Origin of the sequence: Streptomyces sp. NPDC021080, assembly GCF_044333225.1 — a bacterium.
Taxonomy (GTDB): Bacteria; Actinomycetota; Actinomycetes; order Streptomycetales; family Streptomycetaceae; genus Streptomyces.
Genome location: NZ_JBIRQM010000006.1, coordinates 335333 through 353943 on the forward strand (window position 1 = coordinate 335333; position 18611 = coordinate 353943).

Genomic DNA, 18611 nt, shown 5'->3' on the forward strand with positions numbered 1-18611 from the left:
GAAGGGGCGCCCGGGTCACCCGGCGTCGCGCACCGAGCAGTCGGCCAGGTGGTCGTTCACCAGGCCGCACGCCTGCATCAGGGCGTACGCCGTCGTCGGGCCCACGAAGCGGATACCGCGCTTCTTGAGCGCCTTGGACAGCGCGGTCGACTCGTCGGTGACGGCCGGTACGTCGTCGAGCCGCTCGGGGGCCGGCCGGGTGGCGTGGTCGGGGGCGAAGGACCAGATGAGCTCGTCCAGCTCGCCCGGGGCCCACTCGGCCAGCACGCGCGCGTTGGCGACGGTCGCCCGGATCTTGGCGCCGTTGCGGATGATCCCCGGGTCGGCGAGCAGGCGCTCCTCGTCGGCCTCGGTGAACGCCGCGACCTCGGCGATCTCGAAGTCCGCGAAGGCCGCGCGGAAGCCGGCGCGGCGGCGCAGGATGGTGATCCAGGACAGCCCCGACTGGAAGGCTTCCAGGCACAGCCGCTCGTACAGGGCGTCGTCGCCGCGGACCGGCCGGCCCCACTCCTCGTCGTGATACGCCACGTAGTCCTCGGTGGACAGCGCCCAGGGGCAGCGCAGCGCGCCGTCGGGTCCGGCCAGTGCCCCGCTCACCGCTCGTCCTCGGGGTGCTTGCGCAGCGAGGTGGTGGCGCTCGCCGCGCGGGCACCCGCGAGCGCGGCCTCCAGGTCGGCGATCCGGGCGTCCCGCTCGCCGATCTCGGCGCCCAGCCGGCCGAGCGCGTCGTCGACGTCCGCCATGCGGTAACCGCGCACGGTGACGGCGAAACGCAGGGCGTCCACGTCCCCCTTGTGCACCGGGCGGTCGTACGGCAGCGGATCGCGCAGCCGCTCGGGTTCGGCGTCGGCGAGGGGCGTGCTCTCGCCGCCGCCCACCACGGACAGGGTGACCGCGGCGACCACGACGGCGAGGGCGACGACCAGGAACAAGAACATGAACATCGCTGAGGTCCCCACGCTCTGGTGCCGGCGCGGGTCGCGTCGGCGCGAAAGTACTGGTGCTGGCGAAAGCAGTCTGACGCTGGAAGTGTCAGGCTCCGATCGTGCCATGCGAGTCTGACAGTTAAGGTCGCAGGCGGCTTATCGGTGCGACTTACTGGGAGAGGTCACAGGGGATGCTCAGGCTGGGCAGGCGCGAATTCGACGCGCACGAGCCGGTGATCATGGCGATCGTGAACCGGACCCCGGACTCCTTCTACGACCAGGGGGCCACCTTCCGCGACGAGCCGGCCCTCGCGCGCGTGGAGCAGGCGGTGGCCGAGGGTGCCGCGATCATCGACATCGGCGGGGTCAAGGCCGGGCCGGGCGAGGAGGTCACCGCCGAGGAGGAGGCGCGCCGGACGGTCGGCTTCGTCGCCGAGGTGCGCCGGCGTTTCCCCGACGTGGTCATCAGCGTCGACACCTGGCGGCACGAGGTCGGCGAGGCGGTCTGCGAGGCCGGTGCCGACCTGCTCAACGACGCCTGGGGCGGGGTCGATCCCCGGCTGGCCGAGGTGGCCGCCCGGTACCGCGTGGGGCTCGTGTGCACGCACGCCGGGGAGTCCGAGCCGCGGACGCGCCCGCATCGGATCGCCTACGACGACGTGATGGCCGACATCCTGCGGGTCACGCTGGGCCTCGCGGAGCGCGCGGTCGCCCTCGGAGTGCCCCGTGAGTCGGTGCTCATCGATCCCGGCCACGACTTCGGGAAGAACACCCGGCACAGTCTGGAGGCGACCCGGCGGCTCGGCGAGATGGTCTCCACCGGGTGGCCGGTCCTCGTCTCCCTCTCCAACAAGGACTTCGTGGGCGAGACGCTCGACAAGCCGGTCAAGGAGCGGGTCGTCGGAACGCTGGCGACGACTGCCGTCTCGGCGTGGCTGGGGGCGCAGGTGTACCGCGTCCACGAGGTCGCGGAGACCCGGCAGGTGCTGGACATGGTGGCGTCGATCGCCGGGCACCGTCCGCCGGCGGTGGCCCGGCGCGGACTGGCCTGACGGGCGGAGCGCAGGGCGTGCGCGGCACGGGGGTGCGCCGCGCGGCACGCGGGGTGCGGGAGTGACCGTGAAGCCGACCCCTCCCGCACCCCGCGACGGCACGGCTAGCGGCCCGCCTCCTTGGACATCAGCGCCACCGCTTCGTCGACGTCGTCGGTCACGTGGAACAGCATCAGGTCCTTCTCGGCCGCCTTGCCCTGGGCGACGAGGGTGTTCTTGAGCCAGTCCACGAGACCGCCCCAGTACTCCGTGCCGAACAGCACGATGGGGAAGCGGGTGACCTTCTGGGTCTGCACCAGCGTGAGCGCCTCGAAGAGTTCGTCGAGGGTGCCGAGGCCGCCGGGCAGCACCACGAACCCCTGGGCGTACTTGACGAACATCATCTTCCGGACGAAGAAGTAGCGGAAGTTCAGGCCGATGTCGACGTACTGGTTCAGTCCCTGCTCGAAGGGGAGCTCGATGCCGAGGCCGACGGAGATGCCCTTCGCCTCCAGGGCGCCCTTGTTGGCGGCCTCCATGGCACCCGGTCCGCCGCCGGTGATCACAGCGAACCCGGCGTCGACCAGACCGCGGCCGAGGGCGACACCCGCGTCGTACTCGGGCGAGTCGACCGGCGTCCGCGCCGAGCCGAACACGCTGATCGCGGCCGGGAGTTCGGCCAGCGTGCCGAAGCCTTCGATGAACTCCGACTGGATGCGCAGAACGCGCCAGGGGTCGGTGTGCACCCAGTCCGAAGGACCGCCCGCGTCCAGCAGTCGCTGGTCCGTGGTGCTCGCCTGAACCTGGTTCCGCCTGCGCAGCACCGGGCCCAGCCGCTGCTCGTCCGGTGGCCGCTTCTTGCCCCTCGGGTCGCCAGTAGCCATGTCCACTCCCTCCGCGTACGGATCTCCCCCGCTCCGGCCGTGAGCCGGTGCGGGGGAAGGTCGTTCCGCCCCAGCGTAGATCTCCGCTGGTTACGGCGGGGGGACGTGGGCATGTCCGCCGTGAACAGCCGACGGGTACGGGCCGCGCCTCAGGCGGTGAGCCAGTCCCGCAGCCGCTGTTCGCCCGCGAGGATCTTGGCCGTTTCCACGCGCTCGTCCCGCTTGTGCGCCAGGTGGGGGTTGCCGGGGCCGTAGTTGACCGCCGGGATGCCGAGCCGGCTGAAGCGGGACACGTCCGTCCAGCCGTACTTGGGCTGCGGGACGCCTCCCACCGCCTCGATGAACGCGGCGGCGGCCGGGTGGGAGAGGCCGGGGAGGGCGGCACCGCTGTGGTCGTCGACGACGAACTCCTCCACCCCGCAGTCGGCGAAGACCTCGCGCACGTGCTCGACCGCCTCCTCCTCGGTGCGGTCGGGCGCGTAGCGGAAGTTGACGGTGACGACGCACTCGTCGGGGATGACGTTGCCGGCGACCCCGCCCGAGATGTTCACCGCGTTCAGGCCCTCGCGGTACTCCAGACCGTCGATCACCGGGTGGCGCGGCTCGTACGCGGCCAGCGCGGCAAGGATCGGGGAGGCCGCGTGGATCGCGTTCGCGCCCATCCAGCTCCGGGCCGAGTGGGCCCGTTCGCCCTTGGTCTTCAGCAGGACCCGCAGCGTGCCCTGGCAGCCGCCCTCGACCTGTCCGTCGGAGGGCTCCAGAAGGACCGCGAAGTCGCCCCGCAGCCACTCCGGGCGGTCCTCGGCCACATGCTTCAGCCCGTTCAGATCGGCCGCGACCTCCTCGTTGTCGTAGAAGACGAAGGTGAGGTCCCGGTTGGGTTCGGGGACGGTGGCCGCGATACGGAGCTGGACGGCGACGCCCGACTTCATGTCACAGGTGCCGCAGCCCCACAGCACGCCGTTCTCGTCGAGGCGGGAGGGCACGTTGCCGGCGATCGGCACGGTGTCGATGTGACCGGCCAGGACGACCCGCTCGGCGCGGCCCAGGTCCGTACGGGCCACGACGTTGTTGCCGTACCGGTCGACCGTCAGATGCGGCAGGGCGCGCAGGGCCGTCTCGACGGCGTCCGCGAGCGGCTTCTCGTCGCCGCTCTCCGAGCGGAAGTCGACGAGCCGCGCGGTGAGCTCGGCTGCGTCGAGAGTGAGGTCAAGCGGGGTGTCGGCCATGGCGTCGACCCTAGCGCGCCCGGCCCCGGGTACCGAAAGCAGCCGGATGCGGTCGTATCCCCCGGCCTCGCTCACGTTGTCCACAGCCCCAGGGTTCGCCCGCGGCGCTCTCCAGTACCTTGTACGCGTGTCTGAGCCGTCCCCCACTCCAGTCCGGCGCCGCGGTCGCCTCCTGCGCTTCGGCGGGGCCCTCGTGGTCCTGCTCGCGGTCGCGGGTTATCTCGGCGTGCAGTACCTCACGGGCGGCGTGGGCGCGCCCCGGTGCAAGGTCGTCTCCGGCAACGGCGACGGCGCGTCGTACGAATTCACCCCCGAACAGGCGGTGAACGCGGCGACGATCTCGGCGATCGGCACCTCGCGCGGCATGCCCGAGCGGGCGGTGGCCATCGCGCTCGCCACGGCGCTCCAGGAGTCGGGGCTGCGCAACATCCAGCACGGCGACCGGGACTCGCTCGGCCTGTTCCAGCAGCGTCCGTCGCAGGGCTGGGGCACCGAGAAGCAGATCATGGACCCGACGTACGCGGCGGGCGTCTTCTACGAGCACCTGGCCAAGGTGCCCGGCTACTCGCGGCTTCCGCTCACCGTCGCCGCGCAGCGGGTGCAGCACAGCGGCTTCCCGCAGGCGTACGCGAAGCACGAGCCGGACGCCACGCTGCTCGCCGCCGCCCTGACGGGCCGCGCGGCGGCCACGCTGACCTGCCAGGGACGACCGGCCGCGACCACTCCGGCGGGCGGCCCGGCGCCGGTGCGCGCCGCGCTCGCACGGGACTTCGGGCGCGATGTGCTGCAGGAGGCGGGTGCCACCGTGGCCGCCGAGGGCTCCTCCGTGTCGACCGCGCCCGACGCCTCGGACGCACCGGTCTCCCCGGACTCGTCCGCCTCCCCGTCCTCCACCGCCTCCACGGAGGCCGCCGACCGGACCGTGACGGTCCCCGTGCCCGAGGGGTCCGCCACCGGGAGCGAGGCGCTCCACCGCGGCTGGGAGCTGGCGCACTGGGCCGTGGCCAACTCCTCGGCCCTGCACATCGACCGGGTGTCGTACGCGGGGCGCGAGTGGACCGCGGGAACCGCGGAGGGCTCGTGGCGCACGACCGAGGACAAGAACGGAGCGGGGGCGAAGGAGGCCGCGGCCGAGGTCCGGATCGTCACCGGGCAGTAGTACGGGGCCTCACCCCTGGGGAGGACCGGGTCCCTGGCGGAAGGCGATGTGCACCGGCTTTCGGGTGCTCACTCGCCCGCCCGTGAAATCCCTTGGGAACACAGGGCCGCGGGGACACCGGTGACATCACGGCCGGGTATTTTTGCCCGTTTTTATCCACAACCGATAATGCGACGCATTGCCAACTCTTTACGTCGGGTCACCGCAACCTTCGCGGGCTTCGAGCGGTAGTCAGGGCGTCCGAGCCCGGAACGATCACCTCGGCCGATCACCTCGGCCGATCGGCGTCCGGCGCTCGGCACGGCAGGACACTTCCCCGTTCCCTCCCGTCTAAGGAGCACCATGTCCCTCCCCCTGACCCGCCGGATCGCCCGCGTCGTGCTGCTCGTCGCGGCCGGAGCGGCACCCGTGGTCGGCGCGGCCGGCTCCGCCTGCGCGGCGCCCGTACTGCCGGCCACGCCCGGCCTCGGCGGGCTGACCGCCCTGGACGGGGCGAACGTCACCGGCACGGTCGACGGAGCGACGCAGCACGTCACCGGGGTCGCCGCCAAGTCCGGCGGCCAGGCGGTCGGCAAGGCCCTGCCGGGCGTCGGCGCCAAGGTCGCCAAGAAGGCCGCGCCCACCGCGCGGAAGGTGGCCGGCGACACGACCGGACACGCCAGGGGCCTCCTCGGCGACACCGCGAAGACCGCGTCCGACGGCGGCCTGCCCACGGGCGCCGTGGCCAAGGGCGGCCTGCCCACGGGTCAGCTGCCGCTGGGCTAGGCCCCGCGTCCGGTTCACGTTCGTACAGCTCGCGCTCGTACTGTTCGCGCTCGTACGGCGACGGGGGTCCGGGGAACTCGCTTCCCCGGACCCCCGCCGTGCTGTCGGCGGCCGTACTACCGCAGGCGTTCCACCGCCGCCGCCACCCGCTCGTCCGAGGCGGTGAGGGCCACGCGGACGAACTTCTCGCCCGCCTCGCCGTAGAAGTCGCCCGGGGCCACCAGGACGCCCAGCTCGGCCAGGTGGGCCACCGTGGACCAGCAGGACTCGTCCCGGGTGGCCCAGAGGTAGAGGCTCGCCTCGCTGTGCTCGATGCGGAAGCCATGGTTCAGCAGGGCCTCGCGCAGGGCGGTGCGGCGGGCCGCGTAGCGCTCGCGCTGCTCGCGGACGTGGGTGTCGTCCGAGAGCGCGGCGACCACGGCGGCCTGGGTCGGCGCGGAGGTCATCATGCCGCCGTGCTTGCGGATCTCCAGGAGGTCGCCGAGGACGGCGGGGTCGCCCGCGAGGAACGCGGCGCGGTAGCCGGCCAGGTTCGAGCGCTTGGACAGCGAGTGGACCGAGACGATCCCCTCGTACGAGCCGCCGCACACGTCGGGGTGCAGCACCGAGACCGGGTCGGCCTCCCAGCCCAGCTCGATGTAGCACTCGTCGGAGAAGACGAGGACGCCGTGCTCGCGGGCCCAGGCGACGATCCGGGTGAGCTCCGCGGTGGACAGGACCTTGCCGGTCGGGTTCGACGGCGAGTTCAGCCACAGCAGCTTCAGGCCCGCCGGGTCCAGCTCGGTGGGGTCGTCGTAGACGACGTGCTCCGCCCGCGCGAGCCGCGCGCCGACCTCGTACGTCGGGTAGGCGAGGCGCGGGTGGGCGACCTTGTCGCCGGGGCCGAGGCCGAGCTGGGTCGGCAGCCAGGCGACCAGTTCCTTGGAGCCGACGATCGGCAGGACATGGCGGTGGGTGACGTCCCGCGCGCCGAGCCGTCGCTCCACCCAGCCCGTGAGCGCGTCCCGCAGCTCGGGCGTGCCCCACACCGTGGGATAGCCGGGCGAGTCCGCGGCCGCGACCAGAGCTTTCTGGATCAGCTCGGGCACCGGGTCGACCGGGGTGCCGACGGACAGGTCGACGATGCCGCCCGGGTGAGCGGCGGCGGTCGCCTTGTAGGGCTCCAGCTTGTCCCAGGGGAAGACGGGAAGCCGGTCGGAGACTGCGGACACGGGATCAGGCTCACTTTCTCGTACGGGCGCCCCGTCCCCGAGGTACGGGCCGCTGCACGGTCACTGCGCGGACCGGCACCGCAAACGCCTCGGTCCCGTACACCGATCGGAGCGATCAGGCCGTACGGGACCGAGGCGGCGCGTGTGCGGGCCGCTTTACTGGTTCTGCGGCGGCAGCGCTGCGATGAAGGGGTGGTCGCGCTCGATCAGACCGAGCTTGCTGGCACCGCCGGGGGAGCCGAGCTCGTCGAAGAACTCGACGTTCGCCTTGTAGTAGTCCTTCCACTCCTCCGGAGTGTCGTCCTCGTAGAAGATCGCCTCGACCGGGCACACCGGCTCACAGGCTCCGCAGTCGACGCATTCGTCCGGGTGGATGTACAAGGACCGGGAGCCCTCGTAGATGCAGTCGACCGGGCACTCCTCGATGCACGCCTTGTCCTTGACGTCGACACAAGGCTGCGCGATGACGTAGGTCACGCTGTCGTTCCTCCTCGATAGGGCGCTGGCGGGCCTGTCGTAGGCTCCGCCGCCTGGCGCGCGGGAGCGCGGCTCGTCGATGCCCGCCCCTAGTATCTCCGTTCTTGGGCATGATCCGAACAGGAGGGGTGAACTGACCTGTGGAATTCTCTGCCGCCGGCCGCCTGGAGGTCCGCGTCACCGCTGCTGACGTGGGGAAACGCGTCTCGGTGCGTCGCCTGACCGACAATGGAGACACGGTGGAGAAGTTCACCGATACGGTCGGAGTTCTCACATCATGGGACAACGGTGTGCTGCTGATCACACGCCGGACCGGAGAACGTGTCCGGATCGAGGAGTCCTCCCTGGTCGCGGCCAAGGTCGTACCGCCTGCCCCGGCACGGCGGCGCGGTCCCGCTGCGTCCTACGAGGAGCTGGCGCGCGTCGCCGCGCGGGCCTGGCCGCCGGTGGAGAGCGAGCGGCTCGGCGGCTGGGAGCTGCGGGCGGCGGACGGGTTCACCCGGCGCGCCAACTCCGTGCTGCCGCTGGCCGACCCGGGCGTGCCGCTCGACGAGGCCCTGACCTACGTACGGGACTGGTACGCGGCCCGTGATCTGCCCGCCTTCGTCCAGACCGCCACCGGCGCCGAGGGCACGCAGGAACTGCTCTGCGCGGAGCTGGAGGAACGCGGCTGGACGCGCGAGGTGAGCGCCGAGCTGTGGACCGGCGCGCTCGCGCCCCTCGCGGACCGGGAGGCACCCGGGGTGACGCTCTCCCGCACGGCCGACGAGGCGTGGCTCGGCCGCTACCAGCGCAAGGGCGTCGGCGAGACGGCCCTGAAGGTGCTGGGCGGCGGCCCCTCGGTGTGGTTCGCGACGGTGCCCGGCGCGGAGGGCGAGCCTCCGGCGGCGATCGGGCGGTGCGTGGTGGACGGCCGCTGGGCGGGTTTCGCCGCCGTGGAGGTCGCCCCGGAGCGGCGGCGCCGGGGCCTCGCCACCGCCGTCATGGCGGCTCTGGCCGGCCGGGCCCTGGAGGAGGGCGCCTCGGCGGCCTGGCTGCAGGTGGAGGCGGACAACACCGGGGCACGGGAGCTGTACGCCCGGATGGGCTTCGGCCCGCATCACGCCTACCACCACTACCGGTGGCCGTCCGCCCCCGTCACGGAGGCGGGCCCGGCGAGCGCCGGTGCGGACGCCTCGCCGAGGACGGGCGGCGCGCCCGGCGACGCCGGTCCGGGTGCCGAGCCGTATCGATCGACGTGACGGGGCACGAACCGGCTATGCGTTCCCCCCAGCCACCCGAGCCCGAGCGAGCCGACGAGGTACGGCGGCGGTTCGCCGACGAGGCGCGGGCCGAGCGGCCCGACCTCGCGGAGCTGTGCCTGCTGGTGGGCGCCGCGGCGGACGGGACGCTGGACGACGCCGGCATGGACGCGGCGCAGATCCTGCTGGACGAGCTGGCGGGCCGGCTGCCCTTCCGTCCGGGCGGCCCGCTGCTCTGGGCGACCGCCCTGGCCGAGCTCCTCGGCGGGCGGTGCGGATTCCGGGGTTCACCGGGCGACTACCAGCGGCTGGAGTCCTCGCTGCTGCACGCGGTGCTGCGCCGGCGGCGCGGGCTGCCCATCCTGCTCTCGGTGGTGTGGATGGAGGTCGCGCGGCGGGCCGGGGCGCCGGTCTACGGGGTCGCGCTGCCCGGTCACTTCGTGGTGGGCTTCGGGCCGCCCGAGCGGCAGGTGCTCGCCGACCCCTTCGACGGCGGGCGCGTCCTGACCGGCTCCGACGCCGAGCTTCTGGTCGCGGGCGCGACCGGCGCCCCGCTCGAGCCGTCGATGCTCGTCCCCGCCGACCCGCTCGACGTCGTCCAGCGCGTCCTGAACAACGTCCGGGCCTGGGCGGCCGCCCGGCCCGAACGCTCCGACGTGGCCCTGTGGTCGGTGGAACTCTCCCTGCTGCTGCCCTCGCACCCGGCGCGACTGCGGTACGAGCGGGCCCAGCTCATGGTCCAGCGGGGCGACTTCCTGACCGGCGCGGCCGAACTCGACGCCTATGCGGACGTGGTGGCCGCGGTCGACGAACCGGCCGCGTCCCGGGTGCGCCGACAGGCCCACGCGGCACGGGCGATGCTCAACTGACGCACCGGCCGGCCGGACCGGTCACAGCCACCCCTTCTCGCGCGCCGTGCGGACCGCCTCGGCCCGGTTGCGCACCGCGAGTTTCTGGATCGCGGTCGAGAGGTAGTTGCGGACCGTGCCCTGGGAGAGGTGCAGGGCCTTGGCCAGCTCGGCGTTGGTGGAACCGTCGGCCGCGGCGCGCAGGACCTCGCGTTCACGGTCGGTTAAGGGGTTGGCGCCCTCGGCCAGCGCGGCCGCCGCCAGGGTGGGGTCGATGACGCGCTCGCCGGCCAGCACCTTGCGCACGGCAGCGGCGAGTTGGGCGGCCGGGGCGTCCTTGACCAGGAAGGCGTCGGCGCCGGACTCCATGGCGCTGCGCAGGTATCCGGGGCGGCCGAAGGTGGTGAGGACGATCAGCTTGATGCCCGGAAGCTCCTTGTGGACCTCGGCCGCCGCCTCTATGCCCGTCATGCCCGGCATCTCGATGTCGAGGAGCGCCACGTCCACGTCGTGGGCGCGGGCCGCGGCCAGCACCTCGTCGCCGCGGGCCACTTGGACGACCACCTCGATGTCCGGCTCCAGTCCCAGCAGGGCGGCCAGCGCCTCGCGGACCATCGACTGGTCCTCGGCGAGCAGGACCTTGATCGTGCGGCTCATGCACCGGATCCTACGGGGTCGCCCGCCGCTCCCACAGAGGTCCGGCCTCCTTCCAGGGGTGCGCGTGCCACCAGCCGGAATCCGTGCCGGACCCGGCGTGCCTCCATCGATCCGCCCGCCTTCTCCAGGCGTTCGGCCAGTCCGGTCAAGCCGTTGCCGGGTGCGGCGCCCGAGGTGCCGCCCGAACCGTCGTCCTCCACCGAGAGTTCGAGCACCGGACCGTCCAGGGTCTGGCGCCGGACGAGTTCCACGGTGCAGCGCCCGGCGCCGCTGTGCCGTACGACGTTGGTGACCGCCTCGCGCAGCGCCCAGGCCAGCGCGGACTCGGTCTCCTCGGGAACGCCGTCGAGGCCGGGCTCGGCCGGAAGGTCGGCGGTCACCTCGGCGGCGGTCAACGCCACCTGGGCGCCCGCGAGTTCCTCGGTCAGCCGGAGCCTGCGGTAGCCGGTGACCGCCTCGCGCACGTCGATCAGGGCCTGACGGCTGACCTGTTCGATGTCGGCGACCTGCCGGGCCGCCTTGTCGGGGTGGTCGGGCAGCATCCGCCCGGCCAGTTCGCTCTTCAGCGTGATCAGCGAGAGCGAGTGGCCGAGCAGGTCGTGCAGGTCCCGGGCGAGCCGCAGGCGTTCCTCGTTCGCGGCGAGCTGGGCGACGGTGGCCCGCGCCTTGCGCAGTTCGATCGTCGTCCGCACGAGCTGCCGGACACCCGTCATGGCGAAGCCGATCAGCACGACGAGGAGGACCAGGTTGCGCGCGTCCTCCTCGCCGCCGTGCAGGCCGACGAGCATCATCACGACGGCGGTCAGCGGGATCGTCCAGTAGGAGACCCGCAGCGGCAGCGTCGTGCCGCAGGCGACCGAGACGTACACGAACAGGCCGAGCCAGGGCGCGCCGAGCGTCAGGCACAGGACGACGGCCAGTACGCCGAGGGCGAGCACCATGAGGGTGACGGCCAGGGAGCCCGTGAACGCCTTGCCCATGTGCCGGAAGACCAGCGTCAGATAGACCGCGACGAAGGCCGCGAGGCCCGCCGAGCCGGCCGCGATGGCCGTGGGCGTGTGGGGGCCGGAGACGAGGTCGTGGACCGGCGAGCTCAGGAACACCAGCCAGATGGCGATCCACACCGACTTGCGCAGGGCCTCGCGGAGGTTGCGCGGGGACTCGCCCATCCTCACGATCCGGTCCGTACGGGCCTTGTCGGGCAGCGGGTCTTCCGTCATGGCGTTCACGCCTTCAGCGTGTCCTTCCGGTACAGCCAGGCCGCGCCGCCCGCGAAGAGGGCGAAGGACACGGCGAGGATGGCGACGTCCTTCGCGTGCGGGGCGTTCCCCAGTTCGATGGCCTGCCCCAGGGCAGCGTACGCGTGCGTGGGGAGCCATTTGGCTATGTCCTGCAGCCAGTCGGGGAAGGTGGTCGTCGGCATCCACAGGCCGCCGAGCATCGACAGACCGAAGTAGACGATCATCGTGATCGGCCGGACCGCGTCCCCGCTGGCGAGGTAGCCGATGGCGACGCCGAGCGCGGCGAAGACCAGGCTGCCGGCCCAGATCACGCCGGTGAGCGCGAACCACTGCCAGGTGTCCAGGCGTACGTGCTTGACCGCCGCGGCGACCACGAAGACGATCACGATCGACGGAAGGCTGATCACGGCGGCGCTCGCGGTCTTGGCGAACACGTAGCCGCGGCCGGGCAGCGGGGTGAGCCTCAGCTGCCGTACCCAGCCGCTCTCCCGCTCCTTGGCGATGCGCTCGCTGTTGCCCATGAGGACGGCGGTCAGGGCGCCGAAGGAGGCCATGGAGACCATGAAGAAGGTCGGCAGGGTCAGGCCGGTGCCGTCCACCTTGGTGTGGTCGTCGGCGCTGCCCGCGATCAGCAGGAACAGGGCCGAGGGGTAGATCACCGAGAAGAACAGGAACTTCCGGTTGCGCAGGGCACGGGTGATCTCCAGCTTGATGAGACTGTTCACTTGGACGCGGCCTCCTCGGCGGCGGTGCGGGTGGCCTCTTCGGCCTCGGTGATGGCGACGAAGGCCTGCTCCAGGCCGAGCCCGGCGACTTCGAGGTTGCGGGGGTAGACGCCGAGCCCGTAGAGCGCGTGGACGGTCGCGTCGGCGTCGGAGGACTGGATGCGGACGGTCTGCCCGGAAACGTCGACCGAGGTGAGGAAGGGCAGCGCGCGCAGCGGGGCCTCGTCGATCGTGCCCTCCAGGTCGAAGGAGACGCGGCGCGCTCCGGCCTTGGCCTTGATCTCGGCGGCGGTGCCGTCGGCCAGCAGCCGTCCCCGGTGCAGGACGAGGACGCGGTCCGCTATGGCGTCGGCCTCCTCCAGGTAGTGGGTGGCGAACAGGACCGTACGGCCCTGGTCGGCCTGCTCGCGCATGGTGGCCCAGAAGGCCTGCCGGGCGGAGACGTCCATGCCGGTGGTGGGTTCGTCGAGAACGATCAGGTCGCTGTCGCCGGCCGTGGCCAGGGCGAAGCGGACGCGCTGCGCCTGGCCGCCGGAGAGCTTGTTGACCTTGCGGTCGGCGATCTGGGCGATGCTCGCGCGGGCGAGGACCTCGTCGGCGCGGTACGGCCTCGGGTGCAGGTCGCAGGCGAGCTTGACCAGTTCCCCGACGGTGACCTCGTCCATCAGTCCGCCGCTCTGGAGCATGGCGCCCACCCGGCCGGCGACGATGGCCTCGCGCGGGCCGGTGCCGAACACCCGGACCGTCCCGCTGTCGGCGTTCTTCAGGCCGAGCAGCAGGTCCAGCGTGGTCGACTTGCCCGCGCCGTTGGGGCCCAGCAGGGCGACGGTCTCGCCCGGGTGCAGTTCGAGCGTCAGTCCGTCCACCGCCCGGACACTCCCGTAGCTCTTGGTCACCGATTCGAACCGGACCACCGATGTGGTGGTGGTCGCCGCAGTCGTTGTCATGCCGTCCATCGTGGTGGAGAGGGGGGTGCGCACGGCAGTGTGGTGTGTCCTGAGCGGCGGATGACAGATGTCATGTCGGCGGCCCACGTCCCGGCCCGCCGACGCAAGAGGGCACCCGGCCGGTTCGGCCGGGTGCCCTCGACGCGCTTGGCGAGCCCGCTAGTTGGGGTTGGTGGGGATGGTCACGTCGCGCTCGGCGGTCGTCTTCCCTACCAGCGCCCTTCCTACGGCGGAGGCCACGTCCTGCGGGCTGACGGCCTTCTGGCTGCCGTCGCCCTTGGTGATCGTCACGCCGTCGAAGGCGTGGCCGTACAGCGACTGGAGCGCGTTGAGGTCGTAGTACTCGACGAGCTTGCCCTGGACCGGCCGGACGCTCAGGAACTTCCAGATGGACTTCTGCGGGCTGAAGGGGATGTAGTGGTTGGCGTCCGTGCGGATGATGATGTTCGCGGACATGGCGAGGTTCGCGAACGTCGCCATCTTCCGGTCCACCTCGGCCTTGCTGACCGTGGGCTGACGGGTCGTGGTGGCGACCTTCACCGGCGTTTTCGCGCCGGTCTCCACCTGGGCGCGGTAGGCGTCCTGGACGGCCTGCAGCGAGGCCGTGACGTCGATGCCCTTGCCCGCCTTGCCGTAGACGGGGACGGCCTTGCCCGGCTGGAACTTGATCGTGCCGTCGTTCGCCGAACCCGAGCCGCTCGCGGCGTGCTCCAGGGCGGCCTGCAGCTTCTCCTTGTCGACCGGCATCACGGGGTCCACCTCGCGCCCCTGGCCGAACAGCGAGCCGATCACCGAGATCGGGTTGTAGTCGCTGCCTGCGGCGGCGCGGACGGTGGCCTGGCTGTCCAGCTGGAGTCCGGCCTGGTCGGGCCTGAGCTTGACCGTGTCACCGTCGACGGACAGCGTGAGCGGCTCGACCGTCCGGTCGCCGAGGGCCGCGTCGAGCTTCTTGACGGCGTCGTCGCGGGTGCCGCCGCCGATGTCGACGCCGAGCACCGTGGTGCCCTTGGGCACGTCCGAGTGGTTCATGAGCAGGCCGGCACCGTAGGCACCGCCGGCGAGGACCACGACGAGGACGGCGAGGAGCGCCGGCTTGTTGCGGCCCTTCTTCTTCGCCGGCTTCGACGGGGCGGAGGGCCGGCCGGCCGGCTCGGGGAGCTTCGGCGGGGTGTGCGACCGGGGGCTGTCGTCGCGGTCCCCCTCGTACGCGAAGTTGTGGCTGGGCGACACGACGGGCATGCCGCTGGTCAGCGTGTGTCCGGAGACGTTCTCCGCGGGGGCTCCGTAGCCGCCGGGGCCCGGGTCGGGGGCCGGCTTCTGCGGGGTCAGGATCGCGGTGTCGTCGCTGAGACCGCCGCTCAGGCCACCGCGCGTGCCGGTACCGGCGGCGGGGTATCCCCGGCCGGTGTTCCGGCCGCCGGGGGCCGGGCCGGACGGCGCGGCCAGGCTGCCGGGGGCCGCGCCGGCGCCCGCGGGGGGCCGCAGCGGGCCGTCGCCGGTGGCGGGACCGCCGGTCGGACCGGCCGGGCCGCCCCGGCCGCTCTCGGAGAAGTACGGGAGGTCGTCGCGGCGCGACTCGCCGGACCCCGCGGAACCGTTCCCGCCGTTCCCGGCGTTCCCGCCGGACGAGCCGATGACCGGGAAGGAACCGGTGTCGCGCAGTGCCTTGGAGACGTCGAAGGAGCCCGTACCGCCGCCGTGGCCGGGGGCCACGGGCCCGGCGCCGGTGGCACCGGGAAGCGCGGCACCGTTCGTGCCGCCGGGCCTGACGCCACCGGTGATGCCCAGCGGACCGGCGCCGATGGACGGCGCGGGCCGTCCCGTGCCCGGTGCGCCCGCCGCGGGGGCGGAGGGCGCGGGGCCGGCGGGAGCCGAACCGCCCGGCGCGCCCGCCCCGGTGGCCGCGCCGACGGCCGGCCCGCCCTTGGGGGGCGCGGCGGCCTTGCGGGGCGCGAACCAGTTGCTCGGCTCGGCCTGCGCGGGCTGCTCCGCGGGCGCGGGCGGGACCGGGGTGGTGGCCGTCGTGCTGGAGCTCGACGCGCCCGCGGGCGAACCCGCGCCCTGCGGCGCCTGTGTCCCGGTCTGCGTGCCGTCGCCGTCCTCGGACGGCGCGTCGGCGTCGGCGACGGGTGTACGGACGACCACGGGCGGGATGGGCCGCGATCCGGGGATGTTGATCCGGATCCGTGTCGTCAGGGTTGTCTCGGTCTTGCGCTCCTCCGTCGGCTTGCCGGCGGCCGAACGGCCCTCGCCGGCACCGTTCTCGGAAGCCGCGGGGGTGCCGTACGGCGGCGTCCCCGACGGGTACGCGGCTCCACCGCGCCCGTTGGGCCCGGAGGACGAACTGTCAGTTTCACGACTCAAGGCAGGTTCTCCCGGTTGGCTCCGCCGCCCGTTTACTCGACCTCATCTCGGGCAGCTCGGCGGCGCGCACCACCATACTGGCCATGTCCGGCCCGCAAACCTCGCCCGGGCAGGAATCTGGCACGGGACACGCGCGGGACCGATGCGGCGAAGTGGTACGTCACTTGCCAAGTCGGGCACCGGAAGGGCCCGGTTGCCGCCCCTGGCCGAGAGTGGCACACATCACAGCCACGGCCATGCCTCCGAGCAGGAAGAGATACGAGCCGACGCCCGCGCCGAAGAGGAAGTCCCCTTCCGGGCGACTGGCGGTGAGCAGGACGACGGCGACCATCCAGCCCGCCGCGGGGGCGACGGCCCCGCCCCGGGACTCGGTCGCCCGCGCTCCGCCCACGAAGAGTCCGGCGGCGCCCGCCAGGGCGAGCAGCAGCCCGAGCGGGAACCAGCCCGGCTGCACCAGCGCTCCGGCGACTCCGACCACGGCACCGAGCAGGAAGAGCCCCAGGTAGGCGGCGATCCGTCCGCCCGAGGGGCGCGTCAGCGGCTGGGCGAGCATGCTTCCGCCGCCGCGCTGTCCGTTCACGCTCGTCACAGGTCCGTCCCCTCGAAGAGGTCCGTCTCGCGCTCCGCGGGCCGCGGGGCGCCGGCCAGTTCGTAGTACTCGGTGGTGAAGACCGGCTGGGCCAGCTCGTTCGAGAGGACGAACCAGGGGCCGTCCACGGTGATCTGGGTGGCGTGCGCCCGCATCGCGGCGGCCTTGGCCGCGGCGTACGCGGTCCCGTCGATCGCGGTGGTGACGGCCTCCTCGTCGACCACACCCGGTACGTCGCCGACGGCCGCCGCCTTGTCGAACGGCAGCCCGGGAAGGGCCTCGCGCAGGCGGGCGAACGCCTCCTCGGCGACCGGGCGCGGCACCCGGTTCCAGTAGGTCTTGGCGATCCGCCACGCGCCGCCGAGTTCGGGGCGGTGGGCGGGTTCCGCGGCCAGTTCGGCGGCGCGCACGGCCACGCGGTGGGCCTGGATGTGGTCCGGGTGGCCGTAACCCCCGTCGGGGTCGTAGGTGACGAGCACCTGGGGCCGCACCTCGCGGATCACCTCGACGAGGTGGTCGGCGGCCTCGTCGACGTCGGCGGCCCAGAAGGCGCCGGCGCGGTGGTTCTGCTCGGCGCCCATCATCCCGGAGTCGCGGAACCGCCCGGGGCCGCCCAGGAAGCGGTGGTCGGCGACGCCCAGTTCCTTCATGGCGGCGCTCAGCTCACCGGTGCGGTAGGGGCCGAGTCCGCCCTCGCGGTCGGCGGCGAGATGGGCGAGCGCGGGCGGGATGACCTCGCCCTCCTCGCCGAGGGTGCAGGTCACCAGCGTCACCTGGGCGCCCTCGGCCGCGTAGCGGGCCATGGTCGCGCCGTTGTTGATCGACTCGTCGTCCGGATGCGCGTGCACCAGGAGCAGACGCCGGTCGGGCAGTTCCGTCATGGAACCCACCCTACGAGGCACCGGTGCCCGGCCGGACGGCCGGCCGCCGCCCGTCCGTCGGGCCTCGTCCGGGACGGAGGTCGGTTCCCGCGGTGCCTCCCGGGCGACGGCCGGGTCCTCGTGTTCCGGACGGCTCTTGTCGTGAAGCCGGTGGCCCGGGGTTCCGAACGCCCGCGCGGGAACCGCTCGGACGGCCTCGGGCACGCCCGCCCGGCAGTCGCGGCAGCGGCCGGGTTCCGGTGCCCGGAAGGCGCGGTCGCAGCCGTCGCAGGTCTGGAGCGGAGACCGGACGGCGGACGGCCGGCCGGGCGCCCGGAACGGGGGCGGGGGTGGCACCTGCGCGGCGAGGCGGTGAGCCAGGAGGGCGGCCGGGCGCCGCAGTCCTTCGAGGGGCGGGTCGGTGGTGAGTGCGTGGCGTACGGCGGTGACGCTGACGTCGCGCTCCGGTCTGGCGGCGACGCCGGGTGCCAGGTGGGCGCTGTCACCGGCGGAGAACAGCAGGCGGTGGTCGTGGCGGCGCAGTTCCGCGAGGAGCCCTGCGGCGGCCTCCAGGAGTCCGGGGGCGGCGCAGACGGGCTGCGGCACCGCGGGGAGGGGCTTGCGGGGGCACACGGGGCCTGGGGTGTCCCGGGGCGAGGTGTTCCGGGGCGAGGTGTCCCGGCTCGGGGCATTTCGGAGCAGGGTTCCCCCGGCTCGGCGTGCGCCGCCCGGACGTGCGCCGGGGTGGAGCGTGCCGGCCGGGCGGGTTCGGGAGCGGCTTCGGCGTCGGTGCGGCGTCCTGGCTGGTTGCGGGAGACCGTGCGGGGGCCGTCGCACGTCCGCTGTTGTGTCGCACCGAGCGCAGGGCAGGCAACCGGTCCCGAATCCGGCCCAGTTGGCGATGTTCACTCGCGCGAGTGAGTTTGCGTCGCGGGCGGGAGGGGGTGGGGTCCGGTGGAGGTTCTTTCTCCCCGACGTTCCTGGAAAGACCGCCCGCCGCACCGGAGCACGGGCGGCCGGGTTCCCGGTGCGAGTCCCGTCCGGCCCGTACCGTCCTGCCGGCTCACATCACTCGGCACGGCGACGGAACGGCCGGTCGGAACAGGGCGGGTGCGAGCTCCCGGCGAGGCCGCCCGGAGCCCACGGTCCCGGCGCGGATCAGAACTTGATGCTGCCGATCATGCCCGCGATGTTCGTGGTCAGATCGCTGATCGTGGGCGCGATGGTGGAGGAGGCGAGATAGAAGCCGAGCAGCATGCAGACGACCGCGTGCCCGCCTTTCAGTCCTGACTTCTTGATCAGAAGAAAGACGATGATCGCCAGCAGCACCACCGCCGAAATCGAGAGTGCCACGGCGGCTCACCTCCAAAGTTCCCAGGGACTTGGGGTCCGGTACGGGGTCGGACATGGGGGGTCGGTCAATCCAAACAGCAGCCAGCAGGTTCCTACCCACACAG

At 73.0% G+C, this 18611-nt stretch carries 19 protein-coding genes; 5 read left to right on the top strand and 14 right to left on the bottom strand.

Annotation, left to right across the window (positions count from 1 at the left end; translation table 11 throughout):
• Positions 1-15: 15 nt before the first annotated feature.
• Both ACH4S8_RS17305 and ACH4S8_RS17310 read right to left on the bottom strand, forming a co-directional pair.
• Positions 16-597, bottom strand: a complete 582-nt coding sequence (locus tag ACH4S8_RS17305) for a DNA-3-methyladenine glycosylase I (RefSeq protein ID WP_398394651.1) — start codon at positions 595-597, stop codon at positions 16-18.
• Positions 594-944 (bottom strand): DivIVA domain-containing protein, encoded by a 351-nt coding sequence (locus tag ACH4S8_RS17310; protein ID WP_398394653.1) that lies wholly within the window; start codon positions 942-944, stop codon positions 594-596. The genes ACH4S8_RS17305 and ACH4S8_RS17310 overlap by 4 nt, the downstream gene beginning before the upstream one ends.
• A gap of 173 nt (positions 945-1117) precedes the next feature.
• On the opposite strand from ACH4S8_RS17310, the gene folP reads away from it, so the two are divergent.
• On the top strand, positions 1118-1978 hold the full coding sequence (gene folP, locus ACH4S8_RS17315; protein ID WP_398394655.1) for a dihydropteroate synthase: 861 nt from the start codon (positions 1118-1120) through the stop codon (positions 1976-1978).
• 104 nt (positions 1979-2082) lie between these two features.
• On the opposite strand, the gene ACH4S8_RS17320 is transcribed toward folP, so the two are convergent.
• Positions 2083-2841: a TIGR00730 family Rossman fold protein gene (locus tag ACH4S8_RS17320; RefSeq protein WP_398394657.1), complete on the bottom strand. Its 759-nt coding sequence runs from the start codon at positions 2839-2841 to the stop codon at positions 2083-2085.
• Between the two features lie 149 nt (positions 2842-2990).
• Positions 2991-4070 (bottom strand): succinyl-diaminopimelate desuccinylase, encoded by a 1080-nt coding sequence (gene dapE / locus ACH4S8_RS17325; RefSeq protein WP_398394659.1) that lies wholly within the window; start codon positions 4068-4070, stop codon positions 2991-2993.
• Between the two features lie 127 nt (positions 4071-4197).
• Here dapE and ACH4S8_RS17330 point away from each other — a divergent pair, with 127 nt between their 5' ends.
• The gene (locus ACH4S8_RS17330; RefSeq protein WP_398394661.1) at positions 4198-5229 is read left to right on the top strand and encodes a heavy metal transporter; all 1032 of its coding nucleotides are present in this window, start codon (positions 4198-4200) and stop codon (positions 5227-5229) included.
• A 342-nt stretch (positions 5230-5571) separates the two neighbouring features.
• Positions 5572-5994: an ATP-binding protein gene (locus ACH4S8_RS17335; RefSeq protein ID WP_398394663.1), complete on the top strand. Its 423-nt coding sequence runs from the start codon at positions 5572-5574 to the stop codon at positions 5992-5994.
• Positions 5995-6110: 116 nt separating this feature from the next.
• Here ACH4S8_RS17335 and ACH4S8_RS17340 read toward each other — a convergent pair whose 3' ends face one another.
• Complete coding sequence (locus tag ACH4S8_RS17340; RefSeq protein WP_398394665.1) at positions 6111-7205, bottom strand: bifunctional succinyldiaminopimelate transaminase/glutamate-prephenate aminotransferase; 1095 nt, start codon at positions 7203-7205, stop codon at positions 6111-6113.
• Positions 7206-7361: 156 nt separating this feature from the next.
• The gene (fdxA, locus tag ACH4S8_RS17345; RefSeq protein WP_018089397.1) at positions 7362-7682 is read right to left on the bottom strand and encodes a ferredoxin; all 321 of its coding nucleotides are present in this window, start codon (positions 7680-7682) and stop codon (positions 7362-7364) included.
• 140 nt (positions 7683-7822) lie between these two features.
• Here fdxA and ACH4S8_RS17350 point away from each other — a divergent pair, with 140 nt between their 5' ends.
• Entirely contained in the window at positions 7823-8923 is a 1101-nt protein-coding gene (locus ACH4S8_RS17350; protein ID WP_398394667.1) for a GNAT family N-acetyltransferase, read from the top strand.
• 17 nt (positions 8924-8940) lie between these two features.
• Entirely contained in the window at positions 8941-9792 is an 852-nt protein-coding gene (locus ACH4S8_RS17355) for a tetratricopeptide repeat protein (protein ID WP_398394669.1), read from the top strand.
• Positions 9793-9813: 21 nt separating this feature from the next.
• Here the strand turns inward: ACH4S8_RS17355 and ACH4S8_RS17360 are convergent, their stop codons facing one another.
• The 8 genes from ACH4S8_RS17360 to ACH4S8_RS17395 all read right to left on the bottom strand — a co-directional run bounded on the left by ACH4S8_RS17360 (position 9814) and on the right by ACH4S8_RS17395 (position 18507).
• Positions 9814-10428 carry a response regulator gene (locus ACH4S8_RS17360; RefSeq protein ID WP_398394671.1) on the bottom strand — a complete coding sequence of 205 codons (615 nt, stop codon included), beginning with the start codon at positions 10426-10428 and terminating at the stop codon, positions 9814-9816.
• Positions 10425-11648: a sensor histidine kinase gene (locus ACH4S8_RS17365; protein ID WP_398395061.1), complete on the bottom strand. Its 1224-nt coding sequence runs from the start codon at positions 11646-11648 to the stop codon at positions 10425-10427. Before ACH4S8_RS17365 ends, ACH4S8_RS17360 begins: the two co-directional genes overlap by 4 nt.
• 5 nt (positions 11649-11653) lie before the next feature.
• Entirely contained in the window at positions 11654-12394 is a 741-nt protein-coding gene (locus tag ACH4S8_RS17370) for an ABC transporter permease (RefSeq protein WP_398394673.1), read from the bottom strand.
• On the bottom strand, positions 12391-13341 hold the full coding sequence (locus tag ACH4S8_RS17375; RefSeq protein WP_398394675.1) for an ABC transporter ATP-binding protein: 951 nt from the start codon (positions 13339-13341) through the stop codon (positions 12391-12393). The genes ACH4S8_RS17370 and ACH4S8_RS17375 overlap by 4 nt, the downstream gene beginning before the upstream one ends.
• 159 nt (positions 13342-13500) lie before the next feature.
• A complete protein-coding gene (locus tag ACH4S8_RS17380) occupies positions 13501-15705 on the bottom strand; it encodes a hypothetical protein (protein ID WP_398394677.1) in 2205 nt (734 codons plus the stop codon).
• A 160-nt stretch (positions 15706-15865) separates the two neighbouring features.
• On the bottom strand, positions 15866-16258 hold the full coding sequence (locus tag ACH4S8_RS17385) for a DUF6113 family protein (protein ID WP_398395063.1): 393 nt from the start codon (positions 16256-16258) through the stop codon (positions 15866-15868).
• A 32-nt stretch (positions 16259-16290) separates the two neighbouring features.
• Positions 16291-17175 carry an N-acetyl-1-D-myo-inositol-2-amino-2-deoxy-alpha-D-glucopyranoside deacetylase gene (gene mshB / locus ACH4S8_RS17390; RefSeq protein WP_398395065.1) on the bottom strand — a complete coding sequence of 295 codons (885 nt, stop codon included), beginning with the start codon at positions 17173-17175 and terminating at the stop codon, positions 16291-16293.
• 1137 nt (positions 17176-18312) lie between these two features.
• On the bottom strand, positions 18313-18507 hold the full coding sequence (locus ACH4S8_RS17395; RefSeq protein ID WP_037620693.1) for a hypothetical protein: 195 nt from the start codon (positions 18505-18507) through the stop codon (positions 18313-18315).
• Positions 18508-18611: the final 104 nt, after the last annotated feature.